This window comes from Lachnobacterium bovis DSM 14045 (assembly GCF_900107245.1).
Classification (GTDB): Bacteria; Bacillota; Clostridia; order Lachnospirales; family Lachnospiraceae; genus Roseburia; species Roseburia bovis.
In genome coordinates this window covers 1-12,435 of record NZ_FNPG01000038.1, presented here as the reverse complement: position 1 = coordinate 12,435, position 12,435 = coordinate 1, and the positions used below count along the sequence as shown (strand labels likewise).

Genomic DNA, 12,435 nt, shown 5'->3' with positions numbered 1-12,435 from the left:
TAAAACTTCATTACCTTTAATCTGTTTTTCTATATTTTCTACTTTAATCTTCATTTTTTTCTCCTACTACTCTAAAAGCTCATATTTCTTCAGTCCGTAAGCCGTCGCATAATACAATACAAAATTAATTACAATCATCAGCAAGATGCTAATAATATTTTCTTTCATAGAATTTAAGTAAACGTAATTACCTAAATTTAACGGAAACCATTTTGCAAAAATAATCCATTGTTTTCTTTCTTCATACAATGCTCCAACTATAACTAAAGGTGCCGTTGTTAATATTATATTTCCTAAATTGCAAACAACTTCTGATTTGAATAATACTAGCATATTTGAAATCATCGCTAACATAAATAACTGAAGTGTATTAATAATCAATAACACCACAAGATTAATTACAGATATTTCTTTACTCTCTCTAGGTGCTATAAAAAAAATCAGCATAATAAGCATAACAAATATTTCATACAAAAAAATACTGATAAATATCTTTACCATATTTTTTTTCAAACACAATTCTCGATTATTAGTCCTTAAAAAAATATATAAAAAGAGGATAAGGATGGCGTATTTCTTATTTCCCTCAACGAGAAATACCCTCCTATTCCTGTTAATGAAAATGATCGTTTCGATATACTTGGAAAAGTGGTTGGAAAGAATCATCCGAATGAAATTAGAGATTTTCTGCATTAAACGAGTCCGTATTTTAGGACAGTATTTTCTGTATCCTTGGTAATAATGAATGTATGAAAGTAGGTGTTTACAATGGCGGTCGTTAATAACCTTAAAGAAATTCGTGAATCACGAGGTCTTCTCCAAGAGGATTTAGCCTCTGCCACCGGGTTCTGCACAAAAACTATCGGCAGAGTGGAACGTGGTGAACGGGCACCATCCGCTGAATTTATGCTCCAGATTGCAGCCTATTTTAATCTGCTTGTGGAAGATATCTTTAAGTTAGAAGAGCACTGACTTTGGTCGGTGCTCTTACATTTTTTACTTCATTTAATATATAATCATTCTTTATGCTGTCTATAACTTAACCTGCAAATTAAAATTTGTTATTGCCTTTGTAACGTAAGCGCATACAAAACAAGCAGTTGAACTAACGTTATGAGTAGTTAGTTTAACTGCTTGTTTTTGTTACATTTTCCTATTTCATATAACAACAATACTACACTAATAACTGTACTTACAAAAAGTACTACTCCTCTAGCAACCGTATTCAAAGAATACACATCTATTACTCCTAATCCAACAACATTAAAAACAATGTGAATATACGATGTTACAATAAAATTATTCGTCTCTATCATAACCACTCCCAATACAAGCGCTAAAAAAAAAGTATATATTTTCTGAGTGTTACTAGCATGTATAACAGAAAACAAAAACGCTTGTATAATAATCGTTGGAATAATGTGCATATTTTTCAATAATATTGTCATTACAACGTTTCTATAAAGCCATTCTTCAAATACTGGAACCACCATGCATGATACTAAAAAATAGCGTATACCTATTTCAACTCCAGAAACGTCTATATCTATTATATTAAAAAATACAAGTATCATATAAAAACAAGTCGAAAGCGTTACTCCAAAAATCATCCATATAATACAATCAACAGATTTTAAACTTTTAACATTAAACGAGATACCATATTGTCCCTTCCTTCTACAATAATGGTAATATATAATTACAACAGCTAATGCAATTGTAATCAGAGAAAAAATGTCTTTATTATTATTAATATTTGAAATAGCAGGAAATAGTGCTTCTGCAAAATCTCTATTTGGATCTAAATTTCTAAAATATACAACGAAAGCATATATATACTGTACTAATACTTGAGATAATATATATATTAAAATGACAATAACTGCACTGACCACAGCCAAAATTGATTTTTTCACACTAATATCTACCTCTCTACTTAAGACTTATTCCATATTATAAAATTCGTCATTGCTAATATATAGCACATTAACAAATGTCTATTTGCTTCATATATACGCAAGCTTACGCGACGGATTTAATTTATCCTTACTTAAATCCAATAGCTATTAAATCCGCGCGCATCCTTGCATATACCCTAAACTTTGGTTAAAAATGCGATTATGTTATTCTTGCGTATGTAATATTAATTTTATATAAACAAGATACTTTCGCGCTTTATCCAGAACATATAGGTATATTATCCTGCTAAACCACCTACAAAAGCTGCACTTGCAACTCCTCCACCAACTGCAAGCTTAGCTAAAGCTGCATCTGCTACAGGCGATGGTCCATCAACTGCGCAACCTGCAAGTGCACAAGCACCACCTGCCACACCACAGAAAATACCACAAACGAAATTTCCCCATGACCATGCACTCATATCATTGATTGGTTTCATATTTCCTCCCCCCTTTCCATTTTATAGGTATATATAAACAATTGATATCAATTGAATATATCAGTTATCAATCTAGAAATCTAAGTACAATTTTCTCTTTATCAAATTTAATGAGCATTACCAGAGCAATAGCCATTAACACACCAGAAACTATAGCTATTACTCTTGGCAAATAGAAAAGATCTGAATTATTGTTTATAAACATAGTCCCTAGAACAGCTATGTACGCGAAGCTAGAACCCCCTTGAACCATTTTTGAGTATGTTAAATCCATACACCACATTGCATATGCATTTATTATACTGTACGGAACCCCAACAAGAATTGTAAACATTATCTGAACTCCGATAACATATATCAATGAAATTTTAATATTCCCATACAGTATCCATACCGACAAGAACATTACCGAAGTGTCTATAAAGCCAATCACACAAGCTAAAAGTACTGGAATTAACGTTTTTGCTAATACAATAGCCTCTACACCTATCGGCATTGAAATTAATGTTTCTATTGTTTTATTACTTTTCTCCTGCCAAAATCTCAAAAGCGTCAGTAGTGCCATATAGCTACACATAATAGATACGTATATCACAATATTAGTCACCATACCCTTTGTATCCTGCCCACTGCTACGAAGGCTAAGCAATCTCATCATTCCTATCATTCCAATTAATATCAAATTGCATACAGAATTAACTATTACTGATTTTTGTCGGCTTTGAATCTGCATAAGTTCTTTCCACATAATAGCCTTAATCTCCCTCATGCTAGTCCTCCTTTAACACACTAAAATAAAGATTTTCAAGTTTTCTATCACTATTTTTTTTGGACTCAATTACCAATCCATGTTCTTTTATCAATTTTTCAGCGAGTTGTTGTTCTGCTTCATTAACCCTTACTATAAGTCTGTCATCTATAACACTGTGATCTACTGTATCTAATTGATTTATAAACTCATAACTATCTTTTTTATTAGAAAAAGTCAGATTATATAATATAGTATGATTACACGCTATTGAATCCATTTTGTCACAAAACAAAAGTCTGTTCTTTATAATCGCCACTTTATTGCACACATCTTCTATAATATTCAAATTATGTGAACTAAGAAAAACAGTAGTTTTCCCTGACAAATACATAAGTAATTCACTAACATATTTTTGACCATCCGGATCAAGACCATTAGTAGGTTCATCAAGTATTAACAGTTCTGGATTATTCAATAGTGCACGAGCGATTCCAAGTCTACGTTTCATTCCTTTAGAAAAATTGCCAACTAGTTCTGAGTTACTATTACTCAGTCCTACTCTATCAATAAATTCGTCAATTCTTTTCTTTCTACCACTTGCATCATTATATATACGATCAAAATATTCAAGATTTTGATACGCAGTTAGTTCTGGATAAAACCCCTCATCATCAAGACATATACCTATTTTTTTTCTTATGTCATTTTTACCAATTGGCTTTCCAAATAATAATATTTCACCTGACGAAACATGGAGAAGATCTAACATCATTCGAATACTTGTTGTTTTACCAGAACCGTTTGGTCCAAGATACCCAAATATATCACCTTTTTCAACAGTAAATGTCACATCATCAATAACAGTTTTCTCTCCATATTTCTTTGTAACACCTTTAAATTCGATTACATTTTTCATTATTAACTCCTCAAATTATAGTTTTTACACATAATACATTTCTATCATGGCTACCAGTTAATGTATAATTAAGTGACTCACAATTGTTACATGCGAATCTCATAGAACACTCCTTGCATTCCTGTTTTTTGCTTAATGACATATTCCAGTAATTTCCAAGGTTTTCACTTCTAAATGTTTCGGGCATAGAATCTATATCTCCATACTTTCTATTTTTAAGACCAGCACATGGATAAACGTTTCCTTCCTTATCGAAGTAACAATTTTTATAAAAACATTCATTATGAAATTGTCTTATGGAATAACTAACTAAATCAATTTTTCCAATTGTTCTTTCAATATCAAAATATTCCTTAGAAACATTTTCTAATTTATTTGGGATCATAAAATCTATTAATAACTTATACGAATACATCTGGCTGATATTCTGAGCCACTTGCATTATAGTTTCCTTGTTATCCAGTTCGGTAAGTAATATGTATGTTACATCCAATCCTTCATATTTTCTACTCTCCGACATAATCAACTCTATTTGTTTTTTTTTCTCAATATATCTTTGTAGCACTAGAGATATATTTCTAACTCGCATATCATTAATTATGGTCATATCATCAATTGGATGTATTATGTTCAGCAACACTTTTTCAATACCTCTATTCAGAGCATAATCAACAATCCTTAATGTCTTCCCCCAATCTGATAATAAATCCCCCTCTTTCAAATACAACTCCTTACAGTCTCTCTCTGATATAATATCAATTATCCTAAAAGCAACATCATCTGCAATTGGAGATCTACTAGTAGAATTGCACGACCAACATTTGTACCTGTTAGTTACAGCATCATTTCCACAAAAATTACAACTATTACTGCAATCATAGTCCATTCCGATTGTAGCTTTATTTATACCATGAGACTGTTTAAAAAACATTTTTTCTGTCCATTTGGGAAGGATATTTAACTTATCCATAGCTATTGGAAAATCACTCATCATACCAAGCGTAGCTGATTCCATTTCCTTAATGAATATTTTAGCTTCTGACAGTAGCAAACCAGAATTATTACACGCATTTTCTATATCCATATTATTCTCTGACAACAGACAAAACTTTCCTCTTTTTTCATCAATCTCATATATATTTCCCGTAAGAACATTATATAATGTATACTTGTCCTTTCCAGAAACAATATAACATTCTTCAAATAGCTTAAAATACTTTTTCATCTTAACATCACCATCATATCATTTATTGCATCATAATATTCACTAAAATACCTACCTATCCATTTCGGATTTGACTCAAAAATCGAATATGCAAAACTTAAATCCGCAAAGTAATCTTCAATCTGCTTTTTACAACTTTCAGCAGGTATATTTATCTTATTTTCATCCATATCAATACTTACATAACAACGTTTGCAATTATTTCTTATTACACAGTTGCGACATTTGTGCACCACCAAGTTATTATATCTATTCACAACTTGTGCACACTTTTCATAGTTGATACCTTCTTCTACATTACCTATCACAATACTTCTACCGACCTTTTCACATATGTAAAAATCGCCATTTACATCCACAAAAATCTTATTACCTGGAACACAAGCTCCAGTATGCTTTATAATTTTATTATTCTTTTTGCTAATATCACATTGCCTCATAAAACTTGATGTACATATATCTCCGAAAGTTCGCGACATAAATGCAAGAGGATTTGCTTCATTATCAACAACTGATAATTCGAATTCTTTCATAAGAATATCAAGTTTTGCTTTAAATCTATCATAACTATCAACAGTATATTTATCAAAGTAAGTTGTACTGTACGGATTAACACTATTTATGGAGAGACACACAAGAAAATCATTGTCTCTAAAAAACTTCTCCATCAAAACAAAATCTGTGTCGTAATCGAAGACTACACTAGTAAAAACTGGTGTCCCTTGCTTAAGAAATAGCTTTCTAGCATTTTCAATAACACTATCAAAAGTAGGATTCCCCTTTACATCTTTTCGATTACGATTATGGTTTTCCTTGTAACCATCTATGCTAACTACAACATTAAATTTTTCATTCACAAAAAAATCTATCACGTCATCATTCATAAGGGAGCCGTTAGTAGTTATTGTGAACAAAATATTATTATCAAATTTTTCTTTTGCATATTCCGTGCACTTCTTTATCAAATCAAATTTCACAAGTGGTTCTCCTCCATAATAAGAAATTACCGGTGTTCTATCTGAGTTGTATTCAATTCCCTCTTCTATAAGTTCATAATATTTATCAATGGCTTTAAACACTGTAGTAACATCCATGTTTTGATAATCGTGAAGACGCTGATTTTCATATTTTCCTGAATAAACACAATATTCGCATCTAAAATTACATGCAGAAGTAACTTCAATAGCCAATTCACACAATCCATTTTTCATAATCTCCAATTTTATCTCTTCAGGAGTATATTCACGATAACAATCATAGTACTCATTAGTTTTTTTATAACCTGGAATTTGACTTAACAATTCTCTTCTTTGCGGATAAGCCTCTATTGCATTTTTGGATAATACAATATTCATATCTGAAAGATAAACATATTCAGCACCACTTTTTGTTGTAAATTCTTTTCCATTAAGTTTCATATTCAATCAATCATCTCCTATTGTTGTTGTCAAGCAAAATTGTAACACTTTATGATAGTTTCCTCTATTCAGCATAACGAGTCGCATGAGAAGTGCAACCTCCATTATGTGTGTGTGGTCTTTTATGGTTATATTTTCCATAAATGAATTCTAAAGTCTTCTGATCTATCTCTGCATCTGATGTGAATGAATAAAGATAGTAGAATTCACTTTTGAATATGTTGTAAAATCGCTCCATTGGAGCATTATCATAAGGACATCCAGCACGACTCATACTTTGTTACACATGATTTTTTCACAGAATTCATTGAATTCTTTTGATGTATACTGGCTTCCTTGGTCTGAATGCAGAATTATTCCTTTTCCTGGTTTATGTACGTCTAGTGCTTTCTGAAGCGTTGCTATTGCTAATTCTGCAGTTATATTTGATCCATTTAATGTAGCAACGGCACTGCGATCAAAAAGGTCAATAATTGAACAATTATAGCGTATGGAACCGTTTGGTCTTGGCATATATGTAAAATCAGTACACCATACTTTGTTTGGTTCTGTTACATTAAATTCTCGATTGACTAAATTAGGAAATACTTTGTTGGCTTTTCCCTTTTTTGTATTCTGGTTTTTTACGTCTGACAATAGATTGTAAGCCTAGTTCGTGCATATACTTAAAAATTGTAGTATATGAGTAAATTATATTTTCCAGAACCAGATAATTACGCATCATTCGGTACCCAGGAACTCCATCGTTCTCGTGGTATATTTCAACAATCCTTCGTTGTATGGATGACTTGATTTTCCTGTACTCTGATTTACAATTTTTCAAGTAATTGTAATAAGCATTTGGACAGATATTAAACCTTCTAAGAAGCCATCTGACCCCGAATTCTTGAGAGTGTTTTTGAATAAACTGGTACTGCGCTAATCGATTTCCTTCGCAAAGAATGCCGCCGCACAGTCTGTTTCATCATGCTGTTTCACGTATGTATATCGTATAATTCTTTTCTTGTGTCCCTCATTTTTCAAATATAATTCTTTCTTTTTTTATATCGACTGCCCCCATAAGTAACGATAGAACAACTATAATATGTGCCATCACTCCTGTTTGCAGTATATCTGTCCTTCCGATACAATAAAAAAGAAACATCAAACCCAACTGTACAACATACATTACCTTGCATATTTTCCTATAAGCTTTCTTTTCCTGATTACTTAGTGGTTTATTCTTATGCTCGATTGGTGCCATGTTCCATACAGCGATAGAGCATACCAATTCAATAATCACTGCCACCCAAATGCCAAACGTCCAAATTTGATATTTTTCTACTATCATAATTCCTGCAATTGTAACATTAGAAATCAAAGAACATATCCAGCTTTTAGAAGCGTGCCATCCTCCACAAAATGTTCTAAGCGGAATAAACACACAAGAAAACACAATTAGACATTCTAACATATTGAATATGAATGCCATCATTCCAGATATGAGAATATTAATTCCCATTTCCATAGCAAGTATATATCCATACTTATAAACATCCCTATCCTCTTCCTTAATAATTCCTGCTCTAATCTGTTTCCTTGCGTACCAATCCGCAGCTTTTTCAATCATTGCCTATCTGTCTAAACTTATCTGCAGCTTTCGGAAATTCCGGCTGATGAAAATAAAAAAAGCAAGCCGAGTTAGCCGAAGCAGCCACTAATACCAGTGCCAGACAGTTAATTACTTTCATTACATTTTCTTTTTTGAATTTGCTCATTTGACATTTCCTCCTTCGTTTTTTTATATATTACTATTTCATAATTTCTTTTTCAATAAGACCGTCGATTTTTGCAAAATGAGTATACGTTTTTGCAAAAAAAGACAGATGTAATGTCTTTTACTCATCACATCTGTTACACGGATTATTACTTGTAGATTAATTTGTAGATATCAATAAAACAGCTTCAAACACATCATCCTTTGCCTTACATGTTAAATATCCACCATATTTTTCAGCCATTCTATTCACACTTTTTATCCCTAGTCCATGAATCCCCTTCTCCTTTTTAGTTGATATAAATGTATCCTCTTTCATTATGATGTCACCGGAATAGCTGTTTACTATTTTTAGGACACAAAATCCTCTAATATCCTGCATATACATCCTGACATTTACAAACGCTTCCTCTTTATAAGTCTTTGCTGCCCGTAAAGCATTATCCAAAAGATTTCCAAGCATTGCAATCAAATCAACATCCTCTACCATATCTAGCACAATTCCGGGTTCCACATAAGCATCAAATATTATGTTCTGTTTTTCTGCCAAACGCCCCTTTTCAGAAAGTATAGCATTTAGTACATGATAATTCGAATACAATTTCATTTCAGAGGCTTCCATATGGCTGTCAAGTTCACCCACTATCTTAACTATGCTTTGACAGTCATTTTCCTGTGCGAACTGATTAATCGTCCTTAAGTAATGGCTGATATTATGTATAAATTCATTATGCCGTTCCTGACTTTCCGCCATCTGCATAAAATATTCAAGATCTGCCTGCTGCTTCATAATGAGTGCTTGATTTTCCATATTGCTATTCATTTCATCTGAATATTGATTAAATGCATAAAATATTAAAATATTTCCAAAAAGCATTAAGATATAGCAGACAGTCATCAGCATACGAATCCCAACACCAGTGGAAAAGTCAATTCCAGAATAAAAAACACCAGTCATCATGCCAAAACTGGCAATGGGCAGACATAGATATTTGAGAAAAATTCTATTATCCATCTTTTTCTTCTTTGTTCCGATTAATTGTTCTACTATAATGAATATGATATACGTCAATAATTTTAAAGATAACACTGTAAACGGCATTTCTGACATAGTTTTGTATGCATCATTCCCTAATCCAAGTATGATAGCATATATCCATTCACTCCCCCAAATAATAGAAAAAGCCATAATAAAATATAGCATCCGGCTTCCAAACTTACCATGAAAGAGTATGTATGTATATATCCATGAAATAATTGGAACTACAATCAAATTAGTATCTCCATTTCCAATCATATTACAAAGATATAACAAAAACACTGCAAATATATTAAACAACCAGATTCTTAATCTATTGTCAGCAAACCATACTCTCTTCTCAAACAACATTCCAAAAAAAGAATGGAGAAAATAAATTTCCACCGCACAACTTGCCAGCAAAATTGCACAATCTATAAGTTCCATGTTCCTCTCCTCATTCAATATTTATATCCCATTAATTCTGAAAATGCCTCCCGGAAAGACTTTTGTTTTGAACGCGAAATTCTTAACAAAGTATCGTCTTTAAGTTTTAAATCCCCCTCCGAAGACATTTTTGTAACATAATTCATATTCACAATATAGCTATTATGTGCATATTCAAAACCAAAGGGCTGTAATTCTTCATACAGCTCATTTAATTTCTTTTTTGTTTTAATATCACCCTTTTTTTCAAAATCATAATCTACTTTTTCCTGATACGGATGAATAATACTGCCAAAACGATAATTTTCTATATACAAGATATCATCCGGTTCAAAACGGACAGTATTGTAATAATAGTTTCCAATAATATAAGGGACTGTCTGCTTGGACTTCACTTCTCTCACAACAGCCTGCATTTCTTGTATCATCATTTCCTTACTATAATTTTTAAATAAGTATCGAAATGGTGTTGCCTTAAATGATTCATCTGTCGGCCTGCATACACCGGACCAAAAAACTAAAGTTGTTTTCGGAAAAACTTTCCGAAAAGCTGCTGCTGTTTCATGTCCATCCATTTCTCCCATCTGCATATCAAGTATCAGCAAATCACAACTTGGAAGTTCTTTAATATGCATTAATAAATCCTCTCCCGAACCATACTCGTGAAAATACACCTCATTTTTATCCATTCCACTTTCTGAAATTATTTCTTCCATATATTCTATATCTTTCTTATCATCATCACATATCGCTATCCTCAGCAAATTCCCCACCTCCATATATTTCAATACGGTATTTTGTTTTGCAAATATTCAAGCATCGCCAAAACACTGCTTCTTTACAAAAGCTCCATTAATTTCATTGCATGCTGAAGTACTTCTTTTCCCTGCAGACCTTTTCCATTATCCATCGCCATCAAAAAATCCCCCACTATATAATACATATGCCTCCGCACATCAAAGAAAAATGATGGTTTGCAATACTCCCTTATTTATCTGACTCTCCATAACGTATAACCAAAACCGCAAACTTTGCTGATTTTTATCAAACTCCACATCCATAATATCTTTCATCAGCCACAAGCTCTCTTCTTGCCCTAATTCACATCCTGTTATAATGTAGCCGATATCCCATTCCATACGATATAACTGCTCTAATATATCATATGACAGCATCAACTTATCATTTTCAATTTTGCCGTAATAATCCTGCGTAACCCCTAAAGCTTCCGCCACCTGTTCCTTGGTCATATTCTTATTATTCCGGCACTTACGTAACCTTTGTCCAAATGTCTCAAATACTCTATCTGTCATCACATTCTCCGATATAAAATCTTATAATGTAATTTTACGATATCCGTTTGTACCTATATTGTATCTAATTTGGCATATTATTTCAACTTATAATCTACATGTCTGATTGCAAACAAAAAGAGTGCAAAAGCATCCTCCAATGGATTTCCACACTCTTTTGAGTTCCTTATTTAGTTGAGTATCCTTTTGTCCAGAGGCAAATACGATTATCATGATATTCATCAAAAAAGGCAAAGTAAATTATCCTCCCAAAAATAAATATACTCTCATAAATCCGGGAATTAAAAAAGATAGTCATTGATACTAATTACTCTCTAACACCTGTAAACTCAAGGATTTCTACGAATTCACCCTTTGTAGACATGTGACGACTTCCACATGCATCGGGTGATGTATTTGACTGCAAAGTGTTGGAGTCGTCTGGTATAAGTGACTGCAAGCCAGAATGACTTAAAGAACTATTAGAAGATGTATCATCACTCTGGCATACCTCTTTGTTATGACTGCCAGAACCATTTTTCTTCTTGGACGCATTAAGTCTCTCTGGTTTAAAGTGATTAGCATCTTTACAATCCTTGAATCCAGTCCGATAAACAAACGTTATCTTCGACGGATCAGCATTTCCCTCTTTATTATAACCTCCCACGATGACATAATCCACTATACTTTCAAATACTTGACGATCAAATTCTTTTATGGTATCCTCCGTCTCCAATTTTTCACGCATGAATGAAATACGATCTTCTAAATCAAGTTTAGAATTTCCTATGTTTTCTAAAGCTACAATCTCAATCTTCTTTTCACTGAGCTGATTCTGCAGAGTATCTCTCTTCTTCTCAAAGGTTTCAAAATCGATTTTTCATTCTAGGAAAGAAATAATTTCTGTTGAATACATTTTTGCATTCTAAATTTTTAAAACCCTAATTTTTGATTTATATAAAACTATGATTCAAAGTATTTTTGAACGAATTTCTCACTCATTTTATTGTAATCATCAACTACATTCTTATCTGAAGTAAGTATAACTTGATCTTTCAAATCCCTATATTTATATTCCTCATTATATATTTTTTTCTTACTCAATTTAACGACTTTTTGTTCTTTTGAGGCAGAATATACTGAATAATAATTCGTACTATACATATAAGTCTTCTTTTCTTCTTCTGATTTTTTGTAACCTTTTATAGTTTTTA

General features: G+C 32.2%; 18 protein-coding genes and 1 pseudogene. 2 read left to right on the top strand and 17 right to left on the bottom strand.

Annotation, left to right across the window (positions count from 1 at the left end):
- Positions 1-66 precede the first annotated feature (66 nt).
- Positions 67-501 (bottom strand): hypothetical protein, encoded by a 435-nt coding sequence (locus BLV79_RS11835; protein WP_143470268.1) that lies wholly within the window; start codon positions 499-501, stop codon positions 67-69.
- A 66-nt stretch (positions 502-567) separates the two neighbouring features.
- On the opposite strand from BLV79_RS11835, the pseudogene BLV79_RS13105 reads away from it, so the two are divergent.
- Positions 568-696, top strand: a pseudogene (locus tag BLV79_RS13105) (S24 family peptidase); the annotation flags it as partial.
- A gap of 72 nt (positions 697-768) precedes the next feature.
- Positions 769-972 (top strand): helix-turn-helix transcriptional regulator, encoded by a 204-nt coding sequence (locus tag BLV79_RS11830; RefSeq protein WP_074719187.1) that lies wholly within the window; start codon positions 769-771, stop codon positions 970-972.
- Positions 973-1,121: 149 nt separating this feature from the next.
- Here BLV79_RS11830 and BLV79_RS11825 read toward each other — a convergent pair whose 3' ends face one another.
- The 16 genes from BLV79_RS11825 to BLV79_RS11760 all read right to left on the bottom strand — a co-directional run.
- Positions 1,122-1,916, bottom strand: coding sequence for a CPBP family intramembrane glutamic endopeptidase (locus tag BLV79_RS11825; RefSeq protein WP_022750184.1), 795 nt, complete (start codon positions 1,914-1,916; stop codon positions 1,122-1,124).
- Positions 1,917-2,197: 281 nt separating this feature from the next.
- Positions 2,198-2,398 carry a hypothetical protein gene (locus tag BLV79_RS11820; RefSeq protein ID WP_022750186.1) on the bottom strand — a complete coding sequence of 67 codons (201 nt, stop codon included), beginning with the start codon at positions 2,396-2,398 and terminating at the stop codon, positions 2,198-2,200.
- A gap of 67 nt (positions 2,399-2,465) precedes the next feature.
- Positions 2,466-3,167, bottom strand: coding sequence for a hypothetical protein (locus tag BLV79_RS11815; protein ID WP_074719186.1), 702 nt, complete (start codon positions 3,165-3,167; stop codon positions 2,466-2,468).
- 1 nt (position 3,168) lies between these two features.
- Positions 3,169-4,065, bottom strand: coding sequence for an ABC transporter ATP-binding protein (locus BLV79_RS11810; RefSeq protein WP_022750188.1), 897 nt, complete (start codon positions 4,063-4,065; stop codon positions 3,169-3,171).
- Positions 4,066-4,075: 10 nt separating this feature from the next.
- Positions 4,076-5,290 carry an SPASM domain-containing protein gene (locus BLV79_RS11805; RefSeq protein ID WP_022750190.1) on the bottom strand — a complete coding sequence of 405 codons (1,215 nt, stop codon included), beginning with the start codon at positions 5,288-5,290 and terminating at the stop codon, positions 4,076-4,078.
- Positions 5,287-6,708, bottom strand: a complete 1,422-nt coding sequence (locus BLV79_RS11800) for a radical SAM protein (protein ID WP_074719184.1) — start codon at positions 6,706-6,708, stop codon at positions 5,287-5,289. The genes BLV79_RS11805 and BLV79_RS11800 overlap by 4 nt, the downstream gene beginning before the upstream one ends.
- A gap of 64 nt (positions 6,709-6,772) precedes the next feature.
- Complete coding sequence (locus tag BLV79_RS12520; RefSeq protein ID WP_083354575.1) at positions 6,773-6,982, bottom strand: integrase core domain-containing protein; 210 nt, start codon at positions 6,980-6,982, stop codon at positions 6,773-6,775.
- The gene (locus BLV79_RS12515; RefSeq protein WP_027430066.1) at positions 6,979-7,344 is read right to left on the bottom strand and encodes an IS3 family transposase; all 366 of its coding nucleotides are present in this window, start codon (positions 7,342-7,344) and stop codon (positions 6,979-6,981) included. Before BLV79_RS12515 ends, BLV79_RS12520 begins: the two co-directional genes overlap by 4 nt.
- Positions 7,286-7,429: a hypothetical protein gene (locus tag BLV79_RS13380; RefSeq protein ID WP_408606302.1), complete on the bottom strand. Its 144-nt coding sequence runs from the start codon at positions 7,427-7,429 to the stop codon at positions 7,286-7,288. The genes BLV79_RS12515 and BLV79_RS13380 overlap by 59 nt, the downstream gene beginning before the upstream one ends.
- Positions 7,430-7,720: 291 nt before the next feature.
- Complete coding sequence (locus BLV79_RS11790; RefSeq protein ID WP_074719182.1) at positions 7,721-8,317, bottom strand: accessory gene regulator ArgB-like protein; 597 nt, start codon at positions 8,315-8,317, stop codon at positions 7,721-7,723.
- Entirely contained in the window at positions 8,310-8,465 is a 156-nt protein-coding gene (locus BLV79_RS12505) for a cyclic lactone autoinducer peptide (protein ID WP_022750197.1), read from the bottom strand. The genes BLV79_RS11790 and BLV79_RS12505 overlap by 8 nt, the downstream gene beginning before the upstream one ends.
- 159 nt (positions 8,466-8,624) lie before the next feature.
- On the bottom strand, positions 8,625-9,929 hold the full coding sequence (locus BLV79_RS11780) for a sensor histidine kinase (RefSeq protein WP_022750198.1): 1,305 nt from the start codon (positions 9,927-9,929) through the stop codon (positions 8,625-8,627).
- Between the two features lie 14 nt (positions 9,930-9,943).
- Positions 9,944-10,693 (bottom strand): LytR/AlgR family response regulator transcription factor, encoded by a 750-nt coding sequence (locus tag BLV79_RS11775; protein WP_159429358.1) that lies wholly within the window; start codon positions 10,691-10,693, stop codon positions 9,944-9,946.
- A 192-nt stretch (positions 10,694-10,885) separates the two neighbouring features.
- Positions 10,886-11,242, bottom strand: coding sequence for a helix-turn-helix domain-containing protein (locus BLV79_RS11770; RefSeq protein WP_074719178.1), 357 nt, complete (start codon positions 11,240-11,242; stop codon positions 10,886-10,888).
- Between the two features lie 307 nt (positions 11,243-11,549).
- Entirely contained in the window at positions 11,550-11,969 is a 420-nt protein-coding gene (locus BLV79_RS11765) for a hypothetical protein (protein WP_074719176.1), read from the bottom strand.
- A gap of 215 nt (positions 11,970-12,184) precedes the next feature.
- A partial coding sequence (locus tag BLV79_RS11760) for a hypothetical protein (protein ID WP_159429357.1) occupies positions 12,185-12,435 on the bottom strand: 251 nt, incomplete at its 5' end.